We start from the raw sequence: 25,765 nt of genomic DNA on the forward strand, positions 1-25,765 counted from the left end.
CCTACTCCTCGCCGAGGAGGCGGGAGAGGTAGCGGGCGACGGCGCGCACCGCCGTGATGTTCCCGGAGTAGTCCATCCGGATCGGGCCGAGCACGCCCAGGCGCGAGACCTGGCCGCCCCCGGTGTTGTAACCGCTGGTGAGCACGGAGGTCTCCTGCAGGCCGAACGGCGCGTTTTCGCGGCCGATGCGCACCGAAATGCCTCGGGGATCAGGCGTCATCTCGGCGAACAGGCGCAACAGCTCCACCTGCTCCTCGATCGCCTCGAGCACCGGGTAAATGCTGCCCGAGAAGTCCTCCTCGGTGCGGACGAGGTTGGCGGCGCCGGCCATCACCAGGCGGTCCTGACGGTTGGCACCGACCTGCTCGAGCAGGGTCTGCACGATCGGCGCCAGCATGGGAGCCCGCTCCGGGCTGAACCGCTCGGCGACCGAGCCGAGCGTCTCGGCCGCCTGCTGAAGGCCGAGGCCGAGCACGGCCGTGTTGAGCTTGGCGCGGATCTCGCCCAGGAGCGCGTCGTCGATGTCCTCCGGGGTCTCGAGCACGCGCTGGTCGACCCGGCCCGTGTCGGTGATCAGCACCGACAGGAGCCGGCGCGGAGCGAGGGCGACGAGCTCCACGTGGCGCAGCCGCGCGGCTCCGAACGACGGATACTGCACGAGCGCGACGCTGTTGGTGAGCTGCGAGAGCAGGCGCACGGTCTTGACCAGCACCTCGTCGAGGTCCGGGCTCTGACCGAGGAAGGTCTCGATCGCCTGCCGCTGGGCTGAGGTGAGCGGTCGCAGGTCGGCGAGCTGGTCGACGAAGAGGCGATAGCCCTTGTCGGTCGGGACGCGGCCGGAGGAGGTGTGCGGAGCGGCGATCAGCTCCTCCTCCTCGAGCTGGGCCATCTCGTTGCGGATGGTCGCGGCCGAGACACCGAACGCGTGCCGCTCGACGATCGACTTGGAGCCGACCGGCTCTCGGTGTGCGACGTAGTCCTGCACGATCACGCGCAGGACCTGGAGACCGCGCTCCGTCACCATACGACCGACCTCCCGCCGGACTCCGAGTGCCCGCGGGCACGACCGTCTGCGGCGCGCGCGCCGCGCGGAGCCTGGCACTCCGCAACTCTGAGTGCCAATCATAACCGGGTGACAGACGACGGGACGAGGTTGCGCCGGTATCGGCCGGGTTCGGCCCTCTGAGCGGCCTGTGGAGGAGCATCGTCGTCCCTGCGGAAGCACAGCCCGCGCTGCCACGTGCGGACGCGGCCGCCGCATGCCACGATGGACGCCGAGCGCTCGGGGATGCCCGGCGCCGACGTCGGAACGGAGACCATCATGTCGGCCACCCCTCCCCCGCCCCCCGCCTACGGCACACCGGCTGCACAGCTGAACCCCGCGGACGAGAAGACCTGGGCCGTCCTCACGCACGTGATCGGCATCTTCTTCAACTTCTTGCCGTCGCTGATCGTCTTCCTGGTCTTCAAGGGCCGCGGACCGTTCCTGGAGGCGCACGCGAAGTCGGCACTGAACTTCCAGCTCACCATGCTGATCGCGTACGTGGCCGGGACGATCCTGTCCTTCGTGCTGGTCGGCTTCATCGTGTTCATCGTGGTGCCGATCCTGGTGATCGTGTTCGCGATCATCGCCTCGGTGCGGGCTAGCGCGGGTGAGTACTACACGTACCCGCTCAGCATCCCGTTCTTCAAATAGCGGCGGGTTCGGGGCGGCCTCAGCCGTCGGTGAGACGGCGCACCACCGCGTCGGCCAGCAGCCGGCCGCGCAGCGTCAGCACCACGCGGCCCTGCAGTGCGGCCCGGCCGTCGATCAGGCCATCGGCGATGAGACCCGCCACGTCGCTCCGCCGCTCCGGGTGGATCGAGGCGATCGGCAGGCCGTCGGCCAGACGAGATCGCAGCAGTACGTCCTCCACCTGCCGCGTGCTCGCGTCGAGCGTTTCGCGCCCGGCAGCCGGTGACGCGCCCGCGCTCAGCCGGTCGGCATAGGCCGCGGGGTGCTTCACATTCCACCAGCGCACGCCACCGACGTGGCTGTGCGCCCCCGGACCGATCCCCCACCAGTCGTGGCCGAGCCAGTAGGAGAGGTTGTGCCGCGAGCGGTGCGCGTCGTCCCGCGCCCAATTGCTGACCTCGTACCAGGAGTAGCCCGCCGCGGCCAGGCGCGCGTCCGCGAGCTCGTACATGTCGGCGGTCAGGTCGTCGTCCGGGGTCGCGACCTCGCCGCGGCGGATCTGCCGGGCGAGCTTCGTGCCGTCCTCGACGATCAGCGCATAGGCCGAAAAGTGGTCCGGCCGGTTGGCAAGCGCGGAGTCGAGCGAGCGCTCCCAGTCGGCCAGCGACTCCCCCGGCGTGCCGTAGATGAGGTCGAGGCTGACCTGCAGGCCGGCCTCCCGCGCCCACTCGACCACGAGCGGCACCCGCTCCGGGTCGTGGGTGCGCTCGAGAGTGGCGAGCACGTGCGGCACGGCCGACTGCATCCCGAAACTCACCCGCGTGAAGCCGGCCTCGGCCAGCGCCCGCAGGTACGCGGCGTCGACGGAGTCGGGGTTCGCCTCCGTCGTCACTTCGGCATCGGCGGCGAGGCCGAAGTGGGAGCGCAGGCCGGCCAGCATCCGCACCAGATCGCCCGCGGGCAGGAGCGTGGGTGTCCCTCCGCCGAAGAAGACCGTGCGGGCTGGGCGGTGGGGCAGGCCCGCACGCGCAAGAACTCCGGCGCCGAGGGCCATTTCGGTGATCGCCTCGTCGGCGTAGTCCTGCTTCTTCGCCCCCCGGAGCTCCGTCGCGGTGTAGGTGTTGAAGTCGCAGTAGCCGCAGCGGACCCGGCAGAACGGTACGTGCACGTACAGGCCGAGGTCGCGGTCCTCGACGCCGTCGGCGACGGATGCGGGCAGACCGCCGTCCGGCGGGGCGGGGTCGGCGATCGGGAGGGCGCTCCCCACGTCAGCTGACGCGCGCGGGGAGCAGCGCGCGGAGGTACTTCGCAACCTGGCGCTTCTGCACGGCACGCAACACGGGCGCACCCAGGCGGTACAGGCGGGTGGAGGGGCGCGAGAAGACGCGGATGACGAGCCAGACGGAGTCGTCGGCGCGCTTCTCGACGACGAACGACTCCTCGCCGCTCTCAGGGTGGCCCTCGAGGGTGCCGTAGGCGAAGCCGACCTGGTCGGGCTCGTCGACGACGTACACGACGCGGACCGGAGCGTCGAAGACCCGGCCGAGGAGCCTCACCCGCAGCACGGCGGTTACGCCGGCGGTGATGTAGGGGGTGCCGTCGGGGGCGAAATGCTCCTCGGTCGGTCGGCTGACCAGGTCGATCGGGGTGCCCGCGGAGTCGAAGTTGACGCCGGTGTACTGCACGCCGCTGCCGCTGGTGATACCGGTCACCTCGATACCGCTGCCGCGCTGGACGCCCCAGGTCATCAGGGAGGCGGTGGTGATCGCAAAGCGCTCGTCGCCGGAACCCAGGCGCGCCTCGAAGCGCTCGGCGGTGAAGCCGTCAGGCGGGTACTCGAGCAGGTCCGGCGCAAGGGTGCCGCCGACGGCCGCGTAGGTGACCTGCGGCTGGCCCTCGAAGTTGGAGCGGCGGATGCTCACGTCCCGACCTTCTTTCCCGGATTCCTCGAGCACGGCACGCGCGGGTTCCGCGTGCCGGGTGGTGCTCTCCATCCGACCCAGCGTATCCGACCGTCCGAGCCGTCAGGCCAGAGCCCGGCGGGGACGACGGAGGGCCCTCCCCGTGCCGGAGCAGGAGGAGGGCCCTCGCGGTGGTGCAGGACGGCTCAGCCGCAGGGGGTGAGCTTCGCGACGGCGTCCGACAGGGTGCCGGGGCCGCCGAGGAGGACGACGCGCGTCGCTCCGCTGGCCTTGATGTCGTTCAGCACAGCGGCGGGCACGCAGGTCGGCTGCACGGCGAAGAGGGGGCTGTTCGCGTAGCCGGCGGCCGTCGCTCCGGAGAGGGCGTCGGGGAAGTTCTCGCCGGTCGCCAGGAACACCGTCTTGGCCGTGCGGAAGGCCGCGCGGTTCAGCTGCTCCGAGGTGTCGTAGCGGTCGGTGCCACCGATGCGGGTGATCGCGGGGCCGGTGAGCGAGCTCTGGATACCCGCGCTGACCGAGAGCTCCGAGCCGGCGATGGTCAGGGTCGACACCCGCAGCCGCGACACGATCGCCTTGGTGATGGGGTCAGCCTGCGGGAGCGTGCCGTTCACCAGGATGACGGGAGCATCGACCGAACCGGCCGCGGCACTCGCGCCCAGTGCGTCCGGGAACTTTTCGCCCGTGGCCAGCCACGCCTTCGACGACCCGCCGCCGAACGCGTACTGGATGATCTGACGCGAGGTGTCGTAGCGATCGACGCCGCCGAGACGGATCAGGTTGCGGTTCTCGGCGTAGCCGGCGAGCTCGGTTGCGAGCGTGTCGCCGACGCTCAGTGCGGAGCCGACTACGACGATCCGCTTCGGCTTGAGGCGGGTCAGCTCGTCGCGGACGACCTGGCTCATCGAGTCGCGGTCGACCAGGAGCAGCGGGCCGCCCTGCTTGGCGGCGGCCGGTCCGGCGCTGAGCGCGTCGGGGAAGTTCGAGCCGGTCGCCACGTAGACGACGGGGACGCCCGGGGAGAAGATCGACTTCGAGACCTCGACGGCGGTGCCCTGGCGGTCGCTGCCCGCGAGGCGGGTGACGGTCGGGCCGGTGCCCGGGGTGGGCGTCGGAGTCGTCGCCGGGACGACGCGCAGCGGCGCGCGCACCACAACGCCGGCGCCGGCCGGCTGCTCGCCGCCCTTGCTGAGTCCGCGCACCTGGACGGACGGGGCTCCAAGCGGCGAGGTGTCGCCGAAGGTGAGGTAGCGGTCGTAGAACTCCTGCGTCGGCTGGACCGCGACGGAGGCGCCACCGTTCAGGACGCGGGTCGGGGCGCTCAGTCGTGAGCCGTCATCAGTGCCGACCGTGGCGCTGAGGCCCGTCAGGTCGAAGAAGCCGGGGACGCCGGAGTCGAGGACGATCACGTCGCCCGCGCCCGCTTCGGTGACGGTCCCGCCGCCGGCCCAGAAGATGCCGCCCGCAGTGCGGTCGGTGGGAGTGGGCGCCGACAGATCGAGGTCCGCCTCTCCTGATCCACTCGGAGGGGCGGCCGTGAGGACCGCAGCCAGGTCGAGGACGAAGCCGGTCCTCTCGACACCGGCCGGTGCGTAGGCGTCGGCAGCTCGATCCTCGGAGCCGGTGAGGTTCAGCGAGAGTGGGCCGCCCGTGAAGGAGTCGACGGTGCGCGGTAGCGGGATGGCGATGGAGTTAGTGGCGGGATCGACGGCGACCGTGCCGGTGGCCAGGTCGGTCGGTGTACTGCCCAGCTGCCAGTCGACGCTGCGGTAGGCCGGGTGCGACCACTTCGTGAAGGAGTCCGGCGCGCTGGAGTCGGGGAGCTCGACGGTCAGCGTGGTCGCGTCGCCGGGCACGGGCAGCGGCGGAGCGCCGCCGAACCGGCCGGAGTCCGACCAGATGTACGGCGCCGGGGCGACCTCGACAACCCGGTTCGCCGCGGAGGCGGATCCCGCCGACACCAGCGATCCCGCAACGACGGCGGCGACACTCGCGAGCGCCGCCCCCGCCCTGATCCAGCGCTTGCTCGTCTTCGTAGAGATAACGCTCGTAAATACCATGGACTTCCACCCTTCGTCATGGTGGAGGACCGATCGTCGACGCTGCAGCCCCCCGCGCGGATCGATCCTGATCCGCGGCCGCGTCCTAGCGCTCGAAAGCTATCGGGCGCCTGTCCAGCGCCGCAATCCCCGTCGGCACGATATCCCGGATGGGGGGACAGCAAGCGAGGAGGGATGCCCGCGATGCGGGGCCGCCCTACTTCTTGTCCTTGGTCTCGACGTCGCCCGAGAGCGCGGCGATGAACGCCTCCTGGGGGACCTCGACGCGGCCGACCATCTTCATTCGCTTCTTGCCCTCCTTCTGCTTCTCGAGGAGCTTGCGCTTGCGAGTGATGTCGCCGCCGTAGCACTTGGCCAGGACGTCTTTGCGCATCGCGCTGATCGACTCGCGGGCGATGATCCGCGCGCCGATCGCGGCCTGGATCGGCACCTCGAACTGCTGCCGCGGAATGAGCTTGCGCAGGCGTCCCGTCATCAGGACTCCGTAGGCGTAGGCCTTCTCACGGTGCACGATCGCACTGAACGCGTCGACCTGCTCGCCCTGGAGCAGAATGTCGACCTTCACCAGATCGGCCTCCTGCGAACCGGCGGGCTCGTAGTCGAGCGAGGCGTAGCCGGCGGTCTTCGACTTCAGGTTGTCGAAGAAGTCGAAGACGATCTCGCCGAGGGGCATGTGATAGCGGATTTCGACGCGATCCTCGCCCAGGTACTCCATACCGATCAGCGTGCCGCGGCGGCTCTGGCACAGCTCCATGATGGTGCCGACGTAGTCCTTCGGCGCGAGGATGGCGGCCTTGACGATCGGCTCCGTAACGGCCGCGATCTTGCCGACCGGGAATTCACTCGGGTTGGTGACGGTGACGGTCTTCTTGTCCTCCGTCGAGACCTCATAGATGACCGAGGGCGCGGTGGTGATGAGGTCGAGACCAAACTCACGCTGCAGGCGCTCGGTGATGATCTCGAGGTGCAGCAGGCCGAGGAAACCGCAGCGGAAACCGAAGCCGAGCGCCACGGAGGTCTCGGGCTCGTACACGAGCGCCGCGTCCGAGAGCTTGAGCTTGTCGAGGGCCTCGCGCAGATCCGGGTAGTCACTGCCGTCGATCGGGTACAGGCCGGAGAAGACCATCGGCAGCGGCTCGGTGTAGCCGGGCAGCGCCTGCGTCGCGGGCTTGGAGGCGGTGGTGACGGTGTCGCCGACCTTCGACTGGCGGACGTCCTTCACTCCGGTGATCAGATAGCCGACCTCGCCGACCGCGAGGCCCTTGGTCGCCACCGGTTCGGGGCTGGAGACGCCGATCTCGAGGATCTCGTGGGTCGCGCGCGTCGACATCATCTGGATCTTCTCGCGCGGCGAGAGCTTGCCGTCGATCATCCGCACGTAGGTGACGACGCCGCGGTAGGCGTCGTACACGGAGTCGAAGATCATGGCGCGCGCGGGGGCGTCGGCGTCGCCGACGGGTGGCGGAATGAGCTCCGTAACGCGGTCCAGGAGCGCCTCGACACCCGCACCGGTCTTGCCGGACACGCGCAGCACGTCGTCGGGGTCGCCGCCGATGAGGCTCGCGAGTTCCTTCGCGTACTTCTCCGGATCGGCCGCGGGCAGGTCGATCTTGTTCAGGACCGGGATGATCGTGAGGTCGTTCTCGAGCGCGAGGTACAGGTTCGCGAGCGTCTGCGCCTCGATGCCCTGCGCGGCGTCAACCAGGAGGATCGCGCCCTCGCACGCGGCGAGCGAGCGGCTGACCTCGTAGGAGAAGTCGACGTGCCCCGGAGTGTCGATCATGTTCAGGGCGAAGGTGCGGCCGCCGCGTTCCCACGGCATCCGCACGGCCTGCGATTTGATCGTGATACCGCGCTCGCGCTCGATGTCCATGCGGTCGAGGTACTGCGCGCGCATCGCCCGGTCCTCGACGACCCCCGTGATGCCCAGCATCCGATCGGCGAGAGTGGACTTGCCGTGGTCGATGTGGGCGATGATGCAGAAGTTGCGGAGGGACGCCGGATCAGTCGCGGCGGGCTCGAGCCCGGAGTGTGCACGTGGAGACATCGTGCGACCAGTGTCCCATGCCCGGCGGCGGGGGCCGGGACCGGGCGCTCGCGCTGCGCGATGCGGGCGATGGCCGGCGGTTGAAGGGCGGCGACGGGTGCGCTAAAGTTCCTTGTTGGCTTGCGCTCCCCCTCCGGACACCCGGCAGGCGTGGAGTGATCAGAAGCCGGCGACCTCCAGTCGCACCGCAGGGCATCCAGACACCCGCGGAAGGGGCACTCCGACGAGTAGCCGGCTGCACACACGCACATCCGAGAAGAAGGTAATCCACGTGGCAAACATCAAGTCGCAGATCAAGCGCAACCTCACCAACAAGAAGGCGAACGAGCGCAACAAGGCCGTCAAGAGCGAGCTCAAGACCGCCATCCGCTCGGTCCACACCGCCATCGCCGCCGGCGACACCGAGAAGGCCGGCACCGCCCTCGCCTTCGCCGCCAAGAAGCTCGACAAGGCCGCCAGCAAGGGCGTCATCCACAAGAACCAGGCCGCGAACCGCAAGTCCGCCATCGCGAAGCAGGTCGCGGGGCTGTAATACGGCGCCTCGCAGCAACGACAAAGGGTCCGGCCGATGGTCGGGCCCTTCGTCGTTGCAGCCCGGCGTCGACGGGCTCCCCGTTCACCGCGAGCGTCGACGGGCGGAGATCGAGAGCTCGCCGATATCGGTCTGCGGGATCTCCTCGACGACGTCGATGCTCCTGGGTGGTCGGTGCTCCTGGGTGAGGGAGCCCCACCCTCACCTGGACAGGGCCTTTGCGGCGGGGAGTCGTGAGGGGCGGGAGGGGGCTCAGAGACCGCGGGCGGAGACGACCGTCACCAGGCGCTCGAGGGCGTAGACGGGGTCGCGGGTGGCACCCTTCACGTTGGCGTCCGCATCGGCGACCGTGAGAATCGCGGTGCCGAGGCCCTCGCCTGTCCAGCCCTGGAGGTCGCGGCGGGCCCGGTCCACCTGCCAGGGGGCGAGCCCCAGGCGGGAGGCGACCTGCCCGGAGCCCTCGCGGGTGCCGGCGACCTTCGCCATCGTGCGGAGCTTGCTCGCGAACGCGGCGACGATCGGCACCGGATCGGCACCGGACGCGAGGGCGTGACGGAGGCCCAGCAGGGCCTCCCCATGCCGGCCGGCGATGGCGGAGTCGGCGACGGTGAACGCCGTCGTCTCGACCCGGCCGCCGTAGTACTTCGCGACGGTCGCCTCGGTGATCTCGCCGGACGCATCCGAGAGCAGCTGCTGGCACGCCGAGGCGAGTTCGTCGAGGTCGTCGGAGAACGCCGAGACGAGGGCGCGGACGGCGCCGGTTGTTGCGGTGCGGCCGGCGGTGCGGAACTCGGCGATCGCGAAGTCGACTTTGTCGCTCTCGCGCTTGAGCTCGGCGCAGACGATCTCGATGCCGCCGCCGGTGCCCGACCGGATGGCGTCGAGCAGCTTCTTGCCGCGGTTACCGCCGCCGTGGCGCAGCACGAGGGTGGCGCCGTCGGCGGGGGCGGCGAGGTAGTCGAGCGTCTCGAGGAGAAACGCGTCGGTGCACTTCTCGACGTTCGAGACTCGGATGAGGCGGGGCTCGTCGAAGAGGGACGGGCTCGCGAGCGTCAGCAGCTCCCCCGGCGCGTACCCGCCGGCGTCGATGTCGCTGACCTCCAGGCTCGGGTCCTCGGCGCGCAGGAACTCGCGGAGGAAGCGCACGGCGCGATCGGCGAGAAACTGCTCCGGACCGGTGATCAGCACGATCGGTGCGGGCCGCGTCTGGTTCCAGGGGAGCTGCGGGATCGCCGCCTTCGAGGGCGCTGCCTTTGCGCGTGTCGGGGCCCTGCCTGCCATGCCGTCATCCCTTCGTGCCGCGCCATTCGAGTGCCCTCCACCCTATGGCCCACCTCCGACGCCGAGCCGTCGCCGGCGCCGCTCCGCTCGCCCAGACCGCGATCCCGTCATTCCGGGACGCGAGCACGACCGTGCCCTCGACATCCGTCCTCAGCGCCTCGACGCCGCGCTCGGCGAGCAGGGCGAGCAGCGACGCAGTGGGGTGCCCGTAGTCGTTCCCCGCCCCGACCGAGATCAGCCCGACCCCCGCGCCGAGCGCATCATAGAGGGCGGGCGCCTGATCCGCCGAGCCGTGGTGCGCGACCTTCACCACGTCGACCCGGCCGACAGGCAGCCGGGAGACGCGGCCCTGTTCCTCCGCCCCGAGGTCGCCCAGCAGCGCGACGGACAGCGGGCCTCCCCGGGCGTCGGCGCCGATGTCGACCCGCAGCATCACGCTCGCCTCATTCCCGCGCAGCGCACTCGCCCGCTCCGGCCACTCCACCCGCCACCGGAGGGAGCCGAGCGCGCCGCTGTCGCCGCGGGCCGCCTCCTGCACGGTCGCTCCCGCCCGCGAGAGCGCGGCCCGGTCGCGCTCGTCGTCGCGGCCGGCGGCGGGCCCGACCAGCGCGGCGTCGATCCGGCCAAGGGCGGATTCGAGCCCGCCGACGTGGTCGAGGTCGTAATGAGTAAGCACCAGCAACGAGACCCGGTCCACTCCCATGAGGCGGAGGCAGTCGTCCAGCGGTGCGGGTTCCGGCCCGCTGTCGACGAGCAGCACGCCCGCATCGCCGCGGAGGAGGATCGCGTCGCCCTGGCCGACGTCGCACATCGCAACGCGCCAGTCGTCGGGCACCGACGCGGCGCGGAGGAACGGAGTTGCGGCGGTGCTGCCCCCGGCCGCTGCGAGCGCGCAGGCGAGGGCGACCGCGGTGATCCTCCGCAGCCGCGCGAGCCTCGGCGATCGGGTGACCAGCACGAGCGCGAGAGCGGTGAGCACGGTCAGCGCGAGCGCCCCTGCGACGCCCGGCCACCAGGCGATCCGCGGGGCGGGCCAGGAGGCCACAGCGCGGGCGATCGCGGCGATCCACCACGTGGGCACTGCCGCGAGGCGGATCGCGACATCGGCGCCGCCGGGCCACCACGGTGCGAGTAGGCAGCCGATCAGTCCGAGACCGGTCGCAGCGGGTGCCGCCGGCTCGGCGAGCAGATTCGCGAGCACCCCGTACACCGGCACTGACGGATCCACGAGCACCAGGACCGGCTGGCAGGCGAGCTGCGCGGCGGTCGGCACTGCGAGCACAAGGGCGAGCGGACGAGGCAGCAGCCGGCCGAGCGCGGCGCCGATCGGCTCGGCCAGCAGTAGGAGCCCCGCGGTGGCGAGGACGGAGAGGACGAAGCCGAGCCTGCCCGCAATCGACGGATCGGCGACCACGAGCACGACGACACTCGCCAGCAGGGCCGGCACCGCCGCTCCGGAGCGCCGCCCGAGTCGGGCGAGAAGGACCACCGTCGCCATCGCCGCGGCCCGCACCACGCTCGGCTCCGGGGTCACGAGCACGACGAAGGCCGCGAGCAGGGCGAGCGCGGCGGCGGTCCGGAGGCGGCGCCCGACTCCGAGGAGTGCCGCGATCGTCCAGCCTGCCAGCACCACGACCGCGCAGTTCGCGCCCGACACGGCGGTCAGGTGGGTGAGCGAGGCGGTGCGCATCGCCTCCTCGAGCTCTGCGTCGAGCGCGGAGGTGTCGCCGGTCGCGAGCCCCGGCAGCAGACCCGCGACGTCGCCGCCGATCCGATCCGCGCGCTCGAGGAAGCGCGAGCGGAGAAGCTCCGCCACCGCGCCCGCGCCTTCCGGTCCGCGCCGCTCCACGATCCTCGAGGCGGCGAGCAGAGTCGCCTCACCAACGGCCCCCTCTCCCGGCCCCGCGCGCGCGTCGAGCACCAGCTCGGAGGCGACCGGGAGGCGCCCGCCCGGTTCGGCGAGCAGAACCCGGACCGGAGCCGACACCGCGTCGTCGCCAATCCGCAGCGCAGTCGCCTCGAACCAGACCCCGCCGGTGCGCAGCGGTCGTGCTCCCGTGTCGATGCGGACGGTGACCACCCTCTCCGCGCGATCCTCAACCGCCGAGCGGAGGGCCTCCGGGTGATCGCCGGGCGCGGAGACGACGACGGAGGTCATCGCCAGGGCGGCACCCGCCGCCGCGACCAGCACGACTCCCGGTAGAGCGCGTACGCGGTCGCGGCGGACCAGGAGCAGGCCGGCCGCCGCGCCGACCAACGCCCACGTCGCGGCGCATGCGGCGCCTCCCTGATCGAGCACCACCGCCACCGGGAGCAGGCCCACCGACCACGCGGCCGCCCAGCTCGTCACCGCAACCGGCAGCAGGCGCAGGTCCGACGACCGCACGGCCCTCACGGCGCGACCTGATCGCGGAACGCGGCGAGCGTCTTCTCGCCGATGCCGGGCACTTCGAGCAGCTGGTCGACCGACGTGAACGGTCCGTTCTCCTCGCGGTAGGCGACGATCTTCGCGGCCGTCGAGGGCCCGATCTCGGGCAGCGCCTCGAGCTGCGCCGCGCTCGCCGTGCTCAGGCTCAGAACCGACCCCGTAGCGGAGGCACCCGGCGCCCCGCCGGACATCGCTGGCGCCGCTCCCACCGCCGGCACCACGATCTGCTCACCGTCGACGAGCTTGCGCGCCAGATTCACCGCCGCCCGCTCCGCCGACCCGCCGAACCCGCCCGCCGCGGCGACCGCATCCGCCACCCGCGCCCCGGGCGACAGCAAGTACAGCCCCGGAGTCGCGACCTCGCCGGCGACGTGCACGTACAGCGACTCGACCGCCGTGGCGGGCGCACTCGCCGCCACCGTCGGCTCGAGGACCCGCTCGCGCCCTCCCGCGCGAGCACCCGAGAGCAGGACCGCGACGACCGCGGCTCCGACGACGAGCACCACTGCCGCCCCCGCACCGATTCGCCAGCGGGGCCGGGAGCGGCGTGGCCGCAGCAGCGCCGTCAGCTGCTCGTCGTCCGTCCCGGTGCTGTCTGGCATGCGACGACGGTAGGACGCCGGCCACTGTCCCCGAGGACAGCAGGCGCCGATCAGCGGAGAGCTAGCCGATGAGCCCGTTGTGGAGGAGCCTCGATCCCTCTCGGACGTGAGCGCTGTTCTCAGGGGCGTCGACGCTGGTCCCACTGCCTCCGCAAGGCCACGACGCCGTAGACGAACACGATCATGAGTGCATCGAATCCCAGAACGAAGATCCACGAGGACACATTCGCGGCATCCGACCCCCGCACCAGCGCCGAGATCTGAACCGGAATGACGATCATGACGATCAGCCAGGGAACCCAGGATATCTTTCTGTGATTCTTCATTCGCGACACTGATCCTCGAGAGTCAGAAGGTAGATGCGGAAGTCTTGGCCGTCAGGGCAGACCCGTGCGCAGCCGCGATGGAGGCAATGGTGACTCCGATACCGCCGGCCACCACACAGCCCACGCCGCCGCTCTCGGGGCCGAGGGCCGCACAGATCGCCGCCGCCAGCCCGCCTGCGGCAGCCCCCGCGCCCGCGGCCTGCTCCGAGGAGTCACCGCCTCGAAAATGAAAGGCAACACGTGAACCCTCAGCCACCGATGTAACGGAACGGGATGAGGATCCGCTCTTCAATTCTTCAGCAAGTCGGGTCATCTGATCCCGACTCAGCGCTCGTGCCGTGGACACTTGCCCTGATGATTGTGATGCCGGATCCTTTGAGAGGAGCGTCATCGCAGAGGCCGGACAAGCTGCGCTGATCACCAAAGCGGTGGCGGCGATTACGACTCCCGTTCGCACTGTCCACTGTTGATAGTCACGATTCATGAACGCTCCTGCTTGCGCATAGTCGCAGACTACAGTGTCTGGCCGCGAGTGCGCACTGAGACAATGAGGCTTATGCAAAATACGATTGATCGAGATGGATTTGCGCGTGTCGGTCACGAATAACACCGGCTAATCCGCTTTGATTGAAGAGCAGCCTCTAACAGAAACTCTTCGCAAAGGAACCAGCCGGTGCGCACACAGTCTACTACGGGAATGACGGCCGAGCACTACGCGATCCTCGCCGAACGGATCGAGAACGAGTTCATGTGGCGTCGGCGGCGAGGACGTCCGCGCAGACTTTCCCTCGAGGGAGCATTGCGGGTCACTCTTCTCTATTATCGCCAGAATGTGACCGAGCAGTTGATCGCTGATGTGGTCGGTGTCAGTCAGTCGACCGTGTCGCGAACGATCGCGTCGGTTGAGGCGATGCTCAATGTCGTGATAGACGACGAGCAACCGGACGTCGAGGCCGCGCTCCGCGGGACAACGGCCGTCATCGACGGCACGCTCCTGCCGTGCTGGTCCTGGTCGGACGCGCCAGAGCTGTACTCCGGGAAACACATGACCACGGGGCACAACTGCCAGGTCCTCGCCGATCTCTCCGGTCGGTTGATCCACATTTCGGATCCGATCGCGGGCAAGCATCACGATGCCCACGCGTTTCGAGAAACCGGGTTGGCCGACACCGTTAACCTCTCGAACACGCTGGCCGACAAAGGCTATCAAGGAGGCTTATGCAAAATACGATTGATCGAGATGGATTTGCGCGTGTCGGTCACGAATAACACCGGCTAATCCGCTTTGATTGAAGAGCAGCCTTTAACAGAAACTCTTCGCAAAGGAACCAGCCGGTGCGCACACAGTCTACTACGGGAATGACGGCCGAGCACTACGCGATCCTCGCCGAACGGATCGAGAACGAGTTCATGTGGCGTCGGCGGCGAGGACGTCCGCGCAGACTTTCCCTCGAGGGAGCATTGCGGGTCACTCTTCTCTATTATCGCCAGAATGTGACCGAGCAGTTGATCGCTGATGTGGTCGGTGTCAGTCAGTCGACCGTGTCGCGAACGATCGCGTCGGTTGAGGCGATGCTCAATGTCGTGATAGACGACGAGCAACCGGACGTCGAGGCCGCGCTCCGCGGGACAACGGCCGTCATCGACGGCACGCTCCTGCCGTGCTGGTCCTGGTCGGACGCGCCAGAGCTGTACTCCGGGAAACACATGACCACGGGGCACAACTGCCAGGTCCTCGCCGATCTCTCCGGTCGGTTGATCCACATTTCGGATCCGATCGCGGGCAAGCATCACGATGCCCACGCGTTTCGAGAAACCGGGTTGGCCGACACCGTTAACCTCTCGAACACGCTGGCCGACAAAGGCTATCAAGGCACCGGAATGGTCACACCAATAAAGAAGAGGCCAAGCGAAGAACATCTGCCAAATTACGCCAAACACCACAATCGCTTCGTGAACACCCACCGCTACGTGATCGAGAGAACAATTGCTAGCATCAAGACCTGGCGGATATTCCACACCGACTACCGGCGGCCACTGCGCACCTTCCGAGATGCCTTCAACGCCGTCCGCGGACTCATCTTTTTCACTCGGCAAAAAACCAATTTTGCATAAGCCTCAAGGCACCGGAATGGTCACACCAATAAAGAAGAGGCCAAGCGAAGAACATCTGCCAAATTACGCCAAACACCACAATCGCTTCGTGAACACCCACCGCTACGTGATCGAGAGAACAATTGCTAGCATCAAGACCTGGCGGATATTCCACACCGACTACCGGCGGCCACTGCGCACCTTCCGAGATGCCTTCAACGCCGTCCGCGGACTCATCTTTTTCACTCGGCAAAAAACCAATTTTGCATAAGCCTCCATACTCACTATCGGCAGGATCTCTCTCATTCGCTTAACGCGAATCTTCCCGAGGTACAGCAATCCGGAGAATGAGTGATGGCACTATCCAGACACGATGACTCACGAGCCGCGAGTCACGAGCCTCTCGTGCTCCGGTGCCCATGCCGCCAGCATCCGGCCGCTCGAACAGAACGAGCCGGACGCCCGAGCACTAGACCGCCTTCGTCACCAGATTCACCAGTCGCGGCACCCGCACGATCGCCTTCACGACCTCGCGGCCGACGAGAGCCCGTGCCACCCCGCTCGTCGCCCGCGCGCGCTCCTCGAGCTCGTCGGACGAGATCTTCGGCGACACCTCGAGGCGATCGCGGACCTTCCCGTCGACCTGGAGGATCGCGGTGACCTTCTCCTCGACCAGCAGCGTCGGGTCGGCCTTGCGCCACAGCGCGTGCGCGACGGTGCCCTCGTAGCCAAGCCGGTGCCACATGTCCTCGGCCGTGTACGGCGCGAAGAGGTTCAGCGCCATCGCGACGACCTCCGTGGCCTCACGAACCGCGGGATCGCCGGCTCCCGCGCCCGAGTCGAGCACCTTGCGCGTCGCGTTGACCAGCTCCATCAGGCGCGCGACCACGACGTTGAACTTGAACGCCTCGATCAGCGACGGCGACTCCGCAAGGAATCGGTGCGTCTGGCGGCGCAGCGATGCGTCGCCGTTCTTCCATTCCACGTCGGGCTTGGAGGTGACGTCCTTCGCCAGGCGCCAGGCGCGCGCGAGGAACTTTCCGCTGCCGCCGGGAGACACGTCGGCCCAGTCGATGTCATCCTCGGGCGGGCCGGCGAAGGCCATCGTCAGGCGCACGGCGTCGACGCCGAACTCGTCGAGCTGGTCCGACAGGCGAACGATATTGCCCTTCGACTTCGACATCGCGGCGCCATCCATCTGCACCATGCCCTGGTTCAGCAGCGCGGTGAACGGCTCCGTGAACGAGACATAGCCCAGATCGAACAGCACTTTGGTGATGAAGCGGGCGTAGAGCAGGTGCAGGATCGCGTGCGTCACTCCTCCCACGTACTGATCGACCGGCGCCCACTTCTCGGCGAGCTTCGGATCGAACGCCTGCGTGTCGTCCTTGGGCGAGAGGAAGCGGAGGAAGTACCACGACGAGTCGACAAAGGTGTCCATCGTGTCGGGGTCGCGACGCGCGGGCGAGCCGTCGACCGGATGCGGCACGCTCACCCACTCCTCCGCCGCTCCGAGCGGCGACGAGCCCTTGGGCTGCAGGTCGAGGCCCTCGGTGTCGGGCAGGACGACGGGCAGCTGATCCTCGGGGACCGGCACGAGCTCGCCGTCGGCCGCGTGAATGATCGGGATGGGCGTGCCCCAGTAGCGCTGACGCGAGATGAGCCAGTCGCGCAGGCGGTAGTTCTTCGCGGAACGGCCACGGCCGCGCTCCTCCAGCAGCCGGATCACGCGCTCGATCGCGGTCCGCTTGGAGAGTCCGTCGAGCGGACCGGAGTTGATCAGGCGGCCGTCACCCGTCAGCGCCTCGCCGGTCGTGGCCGGGTCGAGCGAGTACTCCTTCTCGAGCGCGGCCAACTCCTCCGGGTCCTTCGGGATGACCGGGATCGCGCCGGTGACGGAGGCGGTCGTGTCCACCACGACGCGCACGGGTAGGTCGAAGGCGCGGGCGAAGTCGAGGTCGCGCTGGTCGTGCGCGGGGACGGCCATGACCGCTCCGTGACCGTAGTCGGAGAGGACGTAGTCGGCGGCCCAGATCGGCAGGCGCTCGCCGTTCACGGGGTTCACCGCGTACCGACCGAGAAAGACGCCCGTCTTGGGGCGGTCGGCCGTCAGGCGCTCGATCTCGCTCGACTTCTGCACCGTCTCGAGGTACGCGCGGAAGGCGTCGCGGACCTCGGCCTCGGAGTCTTCGACCAGCTCGGCGGCGAGGTCGGAGTCGGGGGCGACGACCATGAAGGTCGCGCCGTAGAGCGTGTCCGGGCGGGTGGTGAAGACGGTGACGCGCCCGTCACGACCCTCGATCTCGAACTCGACGTCGGCGCCCACGGAGCGGCCGATCCAGTTGCGCTGCATGGCGATGACCTTCGACGGCCAGGAGCCCTCAAGCTGATTCAAATCGTCGAGCAGGCGATCGGCGTAATCCGTGATCTTGAAATACCACTGCGTGAGCTTCTTCTTGACCACCACCGCGCCGGAGCGCTCGGACGTGCCGTCCGCGAGGACCTGCTCGTTCGCGAGAACGGTCTGGTCCACCGGATCCCAGTTGACCCAGCTGTCCTTGCGGTACGCCAGACCCTTCTCGTACATCTTCAGGAACAGCCACTGGTTCCACTTGTAGTACTCGGGGTCGGAGGTGTGCAGCACGCGGTCCCAGTCGAAGGACGCGGCGTAGCGCTTCATCGAGCGCTTCTGCTGCTCAATGTTGTCGTAGGTCCACGTGACCGGATTCAGCCCCCGCTTGATCGCGGCATTCTCGGCGGGCAGGCCGAAGCTGTCCCAGCCGATCGGATGCAACACAGTGAAGCCCTGCTGGCGCCAGTAGCGCGCGATGACGTCACCCAGCGCGTACGCCTCGGCGTGACCCATGTGCAGGTCTCCGGAGGGGTACGGGAACATATCGAGCACGTACTTGCGGGGGCGCTTGTCGTCGGGGTCGTCCGTCGCGAACGGGCGCGTCTCCTCCCAGATCGGGAGCCACTTCTCCTGGAGCGCTCGGAAGTCGTAGCGCTCCTCGTCGCCGGCGCCGGTCTGCTGGGAGGTGTCTTCTGCCACAGGTGCTTCTCACTTCTGAAGGAGGGGGAGAACGCGCACACGTGGGCGGCTGCGTTCGACCATCAACCCTACTGGCCCCGCGCAGACGGCAGACGAACCGGGCGCCCGCTCACCTCTCGGCGGCGCCCAGCACCGCGAGGAGCGCCCGCGCCTTCAACCGCGTCTCCTCGACCTCCTCCTCCGGCACTGAGAGCGCGGTGATGCCGCCGCCCGTGCCCAGGCGAGCGCGTTCGGCGTCGAGCACGAGGGTGCGGATGGTCATCGCGAGATCCAGCGATCCGTCCGAGCCCAGGCGGCCGAAGGCGCCGGAGTAGATCCCGCGCGGCCCGCCCTCCCACTCGCGCAGCAGCTCCACGGCCCGCCGCTTGGGCGCGCCTGTCATCGAGCCGGCCGGGAACAGGGCCGCGATCAGCGCGGCGATGCCGACTCCGGGCGCCCGGCGGGCCGAGACCTCGCTGACCAGCTGGTGCACATGCGGGTAGCTCTCCACCTGGAGGAGCCGGTCGACGACAACGGAGCCGGGAACGGCGATCCGCGCAAGGTCGTTGCGGACGAGGTCCACGATCATCACGTTCTCGGCGCGCTCCTTGACGCTCGCGACGAGCTCGTCCCGCAGCGCGCGGTCCTCCTCGGTATCCCTTCCCCGGGGCCGGGTTCCCTTGATCGGATGCGTCGCAACGCGTCCGTCGGCGGTGCCGGAGAGGAAACGCTCGGGCGACGCGCTGACGAGGGCGAGCGGACCGAGCCGGATCAGCCCGCCGTGGTGGCTCGGGCTGGAGCGACGGAGCCGACGGTAGGCCTCGACCGGGTCGAAGCGGCCCTCGACGACGATCTCGTCGGTGAGGCACGCCTGATAGGCGTGGCCGGCGCGGATGGCCGCCTGGCAGCGGGCGATCAGCCCGGTGTACTCGTCGGCGCGATGGCGGCGGACCGGCTCCCCGGCGAGCTCGGCGGCGGCGGGACCTGCGAGAGCCGGGGCCCCGGCGAGCGCGCGCACCCGGTCGGCGAGCTCCTGCGCGTCACCCGTGGCGACCAGCCGCAGGGTCCGCTTCGCGTGGTCGACCTCGAGGACCGGGTCGCCGCGCAGGAGGGCGAGCGCGGGCGGAGCACCGGGACCCTCCGGCACGGGCGGCAGGGCGACGGAGGCGGCTCCGGCCTCGTAGGAGATCCAGCCGTAGCGTCCGAGTGCCCGGTCGCCGGCGGAACTGTGGGCGCCTGCACGGGTCTCAGCGTCGACCGCGGCAAGCGCCGCCGCAACCTCGGCGCCCGCGTCGACGACGAGCACGTCCTCCGCCGCGCAGGAGCCGAGGTAGGAGCGGCCACTCGCGGCTCCCGGACCGGAGTCGAGCCAGAAGGACGCCTCGGCTGGCGCGAACAGGGCGACGTACGCGAGCTCCGGGTCGACCCAGGGCAGCTCGATCGAGCGGACGTGCCGATCCTCCGAGACCACTGGGCTAGCGTAGGCCGTCGTGGACGGCGAGCGGGTGCAGGAGTGGGACGGGCGCCGGCTCGTCCCCGTGGCGCAGCCGCCCGCGGCTCCCCTGGCTGCCGCCGACTCCTGGCTGGTCGACGAGGGCCGGATGCGCGGACTCGATCTGCACCGCGAGCGCTTCACCCGCTCCGTCGCCTCGGCGGGCGGGCACCCCGACGTGGAGCTGTTCCTCGACGCAGCGATCGCCGCCCTACCCCGTGCGGGTCGCTCGTTCCCCCGCGTCGAGCTCTCCGGGGGCGCCCTGCGACTCCGGCTGCGGCCGGCCCCGTCGCTCGGCCGCTCCGTGGTGCTGTGGACCAGCCCTGTGGATCCGCGGCGCACCCCCTCCTGGAAGGGACCGGACATCGCCCGTCTGGAGCTGCTGCGGGCGCGCGCTCGGGCGGCGGGGGCGGATGAACCGGTGCTGCTGGACGCGGAAGGCGCGGTGGTCGACGGGGCGAGCAGCGCAATCCTGTGGTGGCTCGGCGACGCGCTGGTCGTCCCTCCGGTGACGAGCACGCGGGTGCGCAGCGTGACGGCCGGCACGGTGTCGGTGCTCGCCGGGGCGCTCGGCGTCGACGTGATCGAGGCCCCGGCCGAACCCGAGTCGCTGGAGGGGCGGGAGGTTTGGGCGGCGAACGCCCTGCACGGCCTCCGCCTGGCGACTCGGTGGGTGGACGGGCCGGCGCTCGCCGCGGAGCCGGGGCGCCTGGATGCGTGGCGGCGGCGGCTCGACGTGCTGCGGCGGCCGCTGCCGGAGGGGTGAGGCTCAGAGCCCCGGGTGCGATGTGCAGGGACTGCTTCGCCCGCGCCGTCCGATGTGCAGGGACCGCCTCGCCGACACCGTCCGATGTGCAGGGACCGCCTCGCCGACACCGTCCGATGTGCAGGGGATTTCTACGCGAGAGCGCTCTCCGCCCCCAGAATCGGCGAGGCGGGCGCGGATCCCCTGCACATCGGACGGGCAGGTGAGTGTCGGTCCTGCAAATCGGACGGGGAGACGTCACCAGGCGGCGCCGAAGCCACGTCCGGCCGACGGAAGGGCCCCCGTTCTGGTGACACTCGGGCGCCGCGCCGTGCAAGCATCGAGTACCCCCTCTCCCGGCCCCGTCGGCCACTCGAGAAAGTCCTGCGATGACGCATCCCCGCTCCCCCCGCCCCCTCGCCTCCGGGCTGGTCGCTCTCGTCGCGACCAGCGCGCTGCTTTCGGCGCTACCCCCGCCCTGGCCGCGGAGAACCCCCAGCAGCCGCTCTCCTCCTCCCAGCAGTCCCCCGCCGACCTCGCTCCCGCGAGCGACTCCCCCGACGCCACGCAACAGAGCGCCCGTGCGACCGTCACCTACTACGACGCCCTCGTCGGCGGTGAGCGGCTGACCGCCGGCCAAAAAATCGCCTCCGGAGCAGGCGGGTACGAATTCCGGATGCAGAGCGACGGCAATGCGGTGACCTCTGACGCCCAGGGCCGAGCGTCGTTCTCGACCGGCACGCAGGGCCGCGGCTCCTACATCTCGATGCAGAAGAACGGCGAGCTCGTCGTCTACTCCGCGAGGAACGTCGCCGTGTGGAGCACGACGACCACCAATGAGGCCGGCGCCTCGGTCATCATCCAGGGTGACGGCAACCTCGTCGTCTACCGCGAGAACGGCTCCCCCGCCTGGGCGAGCAACGTCCGCCGCACCATCCCGGAACCGGTCACCGACACCCTCTTCTCGGAGCAGAACCTCCGCCCGGTCCACCAGCTGACCTCGGCCGACGGCCGGTTCCGCGCTGTGATGCAAAGCGACGGCAACTTCGTCGGCTACGGCCCGCAGGGCGTCGTGTGGAGCGTCGGCACCTCCGGCAAGGGCAACCGGGTCGCCCTGCAGAAGGACGGCAACATCGTGATCTACGGCGCGGACGAATCGGTGAAGTGGTTCTCGGGCACGTCCGGCAGAAACCTCCGCCTCGGCGTCAACAACGCCGGCTCGCTGATCCTCGTGGACAGGGACGACGACGTCCTCTGGACCAGCCAGGCAGCCTTCCCCTCAAGCACCCTCTCTGCCGCCAACTCTCTCGAGGCGGGCAGCTTCCTCCGCTCGGCCAACGGCGTCTACCGCGCGGTGATGCAGGCCGACGGCAATTTCGTTCTCTACGGCAAGAACGGCCCGCTCTGGGCGACGAAGACCTCTCGCTCCGGTGCCTTTTTCGCGATCGACACCGGCGGGGAGCTGGCCGTAGGCACCGAGACCACCAGCGGATGGTCGGCAGTTCCGCCCGCGTCGGCGGCCGGTCCGTTCCGGCTCGTGCTGCAGGACGACGGCAACCTCGTCGAGTACGACAGCCGCCGCGCGGTCTGGTCCGTCCGCTGACAGCCTCAAGGCCGAGAAGCTGCGCGCGAGCCCGGACCGGACAGCACGGCGGAGGATGAGGATGGTGGGGTGAGCGCCCCCGGTGACTTCATCAGAGCAGCTCTGGCCTACGAGGGCGACATCTGGCGTGCGCAGGACGTGCGGGAGCGGCTCGGGGCGGGCCTGGACTCCACGGGCGCCTCGGTCGGGGCCGTCCGCGGCACTGTGCGCGACGCGCTCAACAAGTTTCGTGGGCTCGAGCACGACGAGATCACCGCCCTCTCCTCGGAGCTGTGGGATCTGCCGGTGTTCGAGCCGCGCCTGGCCGCCGTGGTCGTGCTCCAGTCCTGCGCGGGCTGGCTGCACGCCGGGGACCTCACCCGCCTCGAGGGCTTCGTGCGCAATGCGCGGGTGGACGAGCTGAGCGACCCGCTGGCCCGTGACGTTCTGGCTCCGCTGCTCGCCGGCCTGGACAGTGCGGCGAGAAGCCGGGCCGACGCTGTCCTGGACCGCTGGGAAGCAGAGGGCGGGCGCTTGGCGCGCACGGCCGCCCTGGCTCGCCCGAGGCATCTGCAGAACGAAGGCTGATCCGGGCGACCCGACGCAGCGACGCCCGTACGGACGCCTCAGCCTTCGTTGCGCAGGTCGTCCTCGCCTGCAGTGCCGTCGGCCACCCGGATCCGCCGGTCGACCACCAGCCCGGGCGCGACCCGGTGCGCGATCAGCACCACTGTCCGCCCCTCGGCCGCCCGCAGCAGATCGGCGAGCAGCGCGTCGGCGACGGGAGCATCGACTGACGCGGTCGGCTCGTCCAGTATCAGCACCCCGAAGCCGGCCAGGAGCGCGCGGGCCAGTGCAATCCGCTGTGCCTGCCCGCCCGAGACGAGCGATCCGCGCTCGCCCACGCGGGCGTCGAGCCCGCCGCGCGCGGCCAGCCACGAGCCGAGCCCGACCCGCTCCAGCACCGCCTCGAGCACAGCGTCATCGGCGTCGGGCCGCGCGAAGAGCAGGTTCTGCCGGATCGTGTCGTCGAAGAGGTACGGCTGCTGCTCCACCAACCCGACTACACGCCGCACCTCGGCCTGCGGCAGGGTGCGTGCCTCGACTCCGCCCAGGAGGAAGCTGCCGGAATAGCCCAGGAAGCGCACCAGGGCATGCGCGAGCGTGGTCTTGCCGGAACCGCTGCCGCCCGTCACGAGCACACGTGCACCGGCCGGTAGCTCCAGCGAGACACCGCGCAGGGCGGGCTCAGCGGCGCCGGGCCAGCTCACCGCCAGGTCGCGCAGCACGATGTCACTGCCCCGGGGCGTCGCAGCGAGCGGATCCACGTCGGCGTCGCTCGCGAGCGCCGGCGATGCCGCTTCCGCATCCAGATCAGCCACGCGCTGGGCGCTGGAGAGCGCCGCGCGCGCGGACTGGACGGCGAGCGGAGCCGCGGCGGCGACTTCGAAGACCGCGAGCGGCACGAGCGCGACGACACCGAGCGCGGGTCCGCCGAGATCGCCGAGAGCGGGGATCCCGAGCGCGAGGCCGGCCCACACCGCTCCGCCGGAGCAGAGCGCGAGCACGGCCGCAGCAAGCCCCGTGGAGGTCGCCCGCCGGCGCGCCGCTTTCGCGAGCGCCTCCTCCGCCCGCTCGACCGCCGCCAGGGCCTCGTCGGCCGCGTCGAACGCGATCAGCACGTCGAGCCGAGTGACCAGCAGGTTCAGGCGCTCGGCGAGCTCTCCCCGCAGTGGCGCCAGCTCGCGGTCGGCCTGCGCCGAGAGCGTGCCTGCGCCCACCGCGCCCACCGCGAACGCGACCAAGAGGAGCACCAGCAGCACAGCGCCCATCGCCGGCAGTAGCAGCCACACCCCGACCACCGAGGCCGACGCGATGACCGCCGAGACGAGCAGCGGCTGCACGACCCGCAGCGGCACATCCTGCAGCGCGTCGACGTCCGCGACCACGCGGGAGACCAGGTCGCCGCGCCGCACCCGCCCCAGTCCAGCGGGTGCGACCGGCACCAGACGCTCGTAGACGCCGACCCGCAGCTCCGCGAGCGCACGGAACGCCGCGTCGTGCCCGGCGAGCCGCTCCAGGTACCGGAAGAAGGCCCGCGCGAGTGCGAACGCCCGCACCCCGACCACAGCCATCGAGAGGAACAGGATCGGCGGCTGCTCGGCCGCGCGCACGATCAGCCAGGCTGAGCAGGCCAGCAGCGCCACCGCGGAGGCGGAGGAGAGCACACCGAAGCCGAGCCCGGGCAGGAAGCGGCGCGGCCCGGGCATCGCGGCGCGGAGGACGTCGGCGCGCTTCATCGCGCGATCACCTCCGCCGGCTCGAGGGCGATCACCGTGTCGGCCGCGGCGATGGTCGCGGGCCGGTGGCTGGCAACGACGATGATCGTGCCGCGCGCTGCGAGGGTCCGTAGCCCCGCGAGCAGGGCCTGTTCCGACTTCTCGTCGAGGGCGGCGGTCGGCTCGTCAAGGGCGAGCACGGCGCAGTCCCGCTCGAGCAGCCGGTGCACAGCGCGGGCGACGGCGACCCGGGCGCTCTGCCCGCCCGAGAGGCCAGTGCCCTCGGCGTCCAGGCGGCGCTCCGGAGCGACGTCGGCGCCGGCGATCGAGAGCGCCCGCCGCACGCGGTCGGGATCCGCGGCGAGCGTGCCGAGCTCGACGGCGGAGGCGACGGTGCCCGGCAGCAGGTCGGCTCGCTGGCCCGCCCAGGCGAGCGTCGAGCGCAGATCGGCGACTGGAGTCCCGCCGAGCAGTAGCATGCCCGAGAAGGGCACGAACCCCGCGAGCGCGGCGAGCAGCGTCGACTTCCCCGATCCGCTCGGCCCGGTCACGACCGTGATCGAGCCGACCGGCAGCACCGCGTCGACGGGAGCGAGCACCCGTCCGTGTCCGTCGTCGACCTCGAGGCCGCGCAGCTCCAGCTCTCCGGGTACCCCCAGCTCTCCGGGGGCCTCCAGGGATCCCGGGGCGCCTACGCGAGCGGGCAGCGCCGCCGCGCGCTCGATCACCACGAACGCCCGATCCGCCGCCTGCACCCCCTCCGCCGCTGCGTGGAACTCCGCACCGACCTGGCGCACCGGCAGGAACACCTCCGGCGCGAGCACCAGCACGAACAACCCCACCGCGAGTCCCAACGAGCCGTCGACGAGGCGGAGCCCGATCGACACTGCGACCAGCGCGACCGAGAGCGATCCCGCCAGCTCCAGCACGAAGCCGCTGACGAAGGTCACTCGCAGCACGGACATCGTGTGCCGCCGGTAGTCCTCGGTCAGCGCACGGATCCGCGCCGCCTGCCGCTCGGCCCGCCCGAAGATCTTGAGGGTCGCCAGTCCGCCGACGGTGTCGACGAAGCCGGAGGCCAGCGTCTGCAGCCGCTCCCACTGCCGCGCCTGGACCGCCTGGGTCGCCCAGCCGATCAGCACCATGAACACCGGGATCAGCGGCAGCGCGACCACCAGGAACACCGCACTCAGCGGGTCGGCGAAGAACACGACGAGGGTCAGCAGCGGAGTCGCCACCGCGGTGGCGATCAGCTGCGGCAGGTAGCGGGCGAAGTAGCCGTCGAGGGCGTCCAACCCGCCGCCGAGCAGCGCAACGATGCCGCCGGAACCGCCCTCGCGCCGGCCCGCCGGTCCGAGCTCGACCAGCGCGGCCAGGACGGCCTGGCGCAGCTGCGCCTTCGCGCCCACTCCGCCGCGCACCGCATTCACCTCGCCCGCCCAGGCGAGAACCGCCCGTGCAGCGACCACCGCGAGCAGCACGGCCAGGAGCGGCGCGAGGTCCGAGGCGCTTCTCCCATCGACCGCGCCGGCCACCAGCTGCGCCACAAGCCACGCGAAGGCGACGATCGCGAGGGTGCGGGCTAGCGCGAGGGCCCCGCCGAGCAGCAGGAACACCCGGGCTGCGCGGGCGTAGCGCAGCAGTCGCGGGTCGAGCGGCTTCACGTTGGTGC

General features: G+C 70.3%; 22 protein-coding genes. 8 read left to right on the plus strand and 14 right to left on the minus strand.

Annotated features, from left to right (window positions below):
* Position 1 precedes the first annotated feature (1 nt).
* Complete coding sequence (gene hrcA, locus A6122_RS08305) at positions 2-1,024, minus strand: heat-inducible transcriptional repressor HrcA (RefSeq protein ID WP_068253675.1); 1,023 nt, start codon at positions 1,022-1,024, stop codon at positions 2-4.
* Positions 1,025-1,267: 243 nt separating this feature from the next.
* Here hrcA and A6122_RS08310 point away from each other — a divergent pair, with 243 nt between their 5' ends.
* Positions 1,268-1,696, plus strand: a complete 429-nt coding sequence (locus A6122_RS08310) for a DUF4870 domain-containing protein (protein ID WP_237358150.1) — start codon at positions 1,268-1,270, stop codon at positions 1,694-1,696.
* A gap of 19 nt (positions 1,697-1,715) precedes the next feature.
* Here A6122_RS08310 and hemW read toward each other — a convergent pair whose 3' ends face one another.
* The 4 genes from hemW to lepA form a co-directional block, all read right to left on the minus strand.
* Positions 1,716-2,942 (minus strand): radical SAM family heme chaperone HemW, encoded by a 1,227-nt coding sequence (gene hemW, locus A6122_RS08315; RefSeq protein WP_068253678.1) that lies wholly within the window; start codon positions 2,940-2,942, stop codon positions 1,716-1,718.
* Between the two features lies 1 nt (position 2,943).
* Complete coding sequence (locus A6122_RS08320; protein WP_237358151.1) at positions 2,944-3,597, minus strand: DUF1990 family protein; 654 nt, start codon at positions 3,595-3,597, stop codon at positions 2,944-2,946.
* A gap of 185 nt (positions 3,598-3,782) precedes the next feature.
* Entirely contained in the window at positions 3,783-5,654 is a 1,872-nt protein-coding gene (locus A6122_RS08325; protein ID WP_084415894.1) for a cell wall-binding repeat-containing protein, read from the minus strand.
* A gap of 196 nt (positions 5,655-5,850) precedes the next feature.
* Positions 5,851-7,701, minus strand: a complete 1,851-nt coding sequence (lepA, locus tag A6122_RS08330; RefSeq protein WP_068253683.1) for a translation elongation factor 4 — start codon at positions 7,699-7,701, stop codon at positions 5,851-5,853.
* A gap of 271 nt (positions 7,702-7,972) precedes the next feature.
* On the opposite strand from lepA, the gene rpsT reads away from it, so the two are divergent.
* Positions 7,973-8,233 (plus strand): 30S ribosomal protein S20, encoded by a 261-nt coding sequence (gene rpsT, locus A6122_RS08335; RefSeq protein ID WP_068253686.1) that lies wholly within the window; start codon positions 7,973-7,975, stop codon positions 8,231-8,233.
* A gap of 252 nt (positions 8,234-8,485) precedes the next feature.
* Here rpsT and holA read toward each other — a convergent pair whose 3' ends face one another.
* The 5 genes from holA to A6122_RS16495 form a co-directional block, all read right to left on the minus strand.
* A complete protein-coding gene (gene holA, locus A6122_RS08340) occupies positions 8,486-9,514 on the minus strand; it encodes a DNA polymerase III subunit delta (RefSeq protein ID WP_068253689.1) in 1,029 nt (342 codons plus the stop codon).
* A gap of 4 nt (positions 9,515-9,518) precedes the next feature.
* Positions 9,519-11,909 carry a ComEC/Rec2 family competence protein gene (locus tag A6122_RS08345; RefSeq protein WP_104259248.1) on the minus strand — a complete coding sequence of 797 codons (2,391 nt, stop codon included), beginning with the start codon at positions 11,907-11,909 and terminating at the stop codon, positions 9,519-9,521.
* Complete coding sequence (locus A6122_RS08350) at positions 11,906-12,544, minus strand: ComEA family DNA-binding protein (protein ID WP_084415895.1); 639 nt, start codon at positions 12,542-12,544, stop codon at positions 11,906-11,908. Before A6122_RS08350 ends, A6122_RS08345 begins: the two co-directional genes overlap by 4 nt.
* Before the next feature lie 119 nt (positions 12,545-12,663).
* Entirely contained in the window at positions 12,664-12,825 is a 162-nt protein-coding gene (locus A6122_RS08355) for a hypothetical protein (RefSeq protein ID WP_167542358.1), read from the minus strand.
* Positions 12,826-12,892: 67 nt separating this feature from the next.
* A complete protein-coding gene (locus A6122_RS16495; RefSeq protein WP_146085088.1) occupies positions 12,893-13,471 on the minus strand; it encodes a hypothetical protein in 579 nt (192 codons plus the stop codon).
* Positions 13,472-13,567: 96 nt separating this feature from the next.
* On the opposite strand from A6122_RS16495, the gene A6122_RS08360 reads away from it, so the two are divergent.
* From A6122_RS08360 to A6122_RS16500, 3 genes are all read left to right on the plus strand, one after another.
* The gene (locus A6122_RS08360) at positions 13,568-14,149 is read left to right on the plus strand and encodes a transposase family protein (RefSeq protein WP_068253701.1); all 582 of its coding nucleotides are present in this window, start codon (positions 13,568-13,570) and stop codon (positions 14,147-14,149) included.
* A gap of 80 nt (positions 14,150-14,229) precedes the next feature.
* Positions 14,230-14,985, plus strand: coding sequence for a transposase family protein (locus A6122_RS08365; protein WP_084415693.1), 756 nt, complete (start codon positions 14,230-14,232; stop codon positions 14,983-14,985).
* Entirely contained in the window at positions 14,978-15,235 is a 258-nt protein-coding gene (locus tag A6122_RS16500) for a hypothetical protein (RefSeq protein ID WP_146085087.1), read from the plus strand. Before A6122_RS08365 ends, A6122_RS16500 begins: the two co-directional genes overlap by 8 nt.
* Positions 15,236-15,433: 198 nt before the next feature.
* Here A6122_RS16500 and leuS read toward each other — a convergent pair whose 3' ends face one another.
* Complete coding sequence (leuS, locus tag A6122_RS08370) at positions 15,434-18,016, minus strand: leucine--tRNA ligase (RefSeq protein WP_068253704.1); 2,583 nt, start codon at positions 18,014-18,016, stop codon at positions 15,434-15,436.
* 109 nt (positions 18,017-18,125) lie between these two features.
* On the minus strand, positions 18,126-19,466 hold the full coding sequence (locus A6122_RS08375) for an anthranilate synthase component I family protein (RefSeq protein ID WP_068253707.1): 1,341 nt from the start codon (positions 19,464-19,466) through the stop codon (positions 18,126-18,128).
* A gap of 19 nt (positions 19,467-19,485) precedes the next feature.
* Here A6122_RS08375 and A6122_RS08380 point away from each other — a divergent pair, with 19 nt between their 5' ends.
* From A6122_RS08380 to A6122_RS08390, 3 genes are all read left to right on the plus strand, one after another.
* The gene (locus tag A6122_RS08380; RefSeq protein ID WP_237358152.1) at positions 19,486-20,253 is read left to right on the plus strand and encodes an aminotransferase class IV; all 768 of its coding nucleotides are present in this window, start codon (positions 19,486-19,488) and stop codon (positions 20,251-20,253) included.
* 289 nt (positions 20,254-20,542) lie between these two features.
* The gene (locus A6122_RS15745) at positions 20,543-21,835 is read left to right on the plus strand and encodes a hypothetical protein (protein WP_157593793.1); all 1,293 of its coding nucleotides are present in this window, start codon (positions 20,543-20,545) and stop codon (positions 21,833-21,835) included.
* A gap of 69 nt (positions 21,836-21,904) precedes the next feature.
* Positions 21,905-22,402: a DNA alkylation repair protein gene (locus A6122_RS08390; protein ID WP_068253713.1), complete on the plus strand. Its 498-nt coding sequence runs from the start codon at positions 21,905-21,907 to the stop codon at positions 22,400-22,402.
* Positions 22,403-22,440: 38 nt separating this feature from the next.
* On the opposite strand, the gene cydC is transcribed toward A6122_RS08390, so the two are convergent.
* Entirely contained in the window at positions 22,441-24,114 is a 1,674-nt protein-coding gene (gene cydC, locus A6122_RS08395) for a thiol reductant ABC exporter subunit CydC (RefSeq protein ID WP_068253716.1), read from the minus strand.
* Complete coding sequence (gene cydD / locus A6122_RS08400; RefSeq protein ID WP_068253719.1) at positions 24,111-25,757, minus strand: thiol reductant ABC exporter subunit CydD; 1,647 nt, start codon at positions 25,755-25,757, stop codon at positions 24,111-24,113. The genes cydC and cydD overlap by 4 nt, the downstream gene beginning before the upstream one ends.
* Between the last annotated feature and the right edge of the window lie 8 nt (positions 25,758-25,765).

It is taken from the genome of Rathayibacter tritici (genome assembly GCF_001641005.1).
Classification (GTDB): domain Bacteria; phylum Actinomycetota; class Actinomycetes; order Actinomycetales; family Microbacteriaceae; genus Rathayibacter; species Rathayibacter tritici.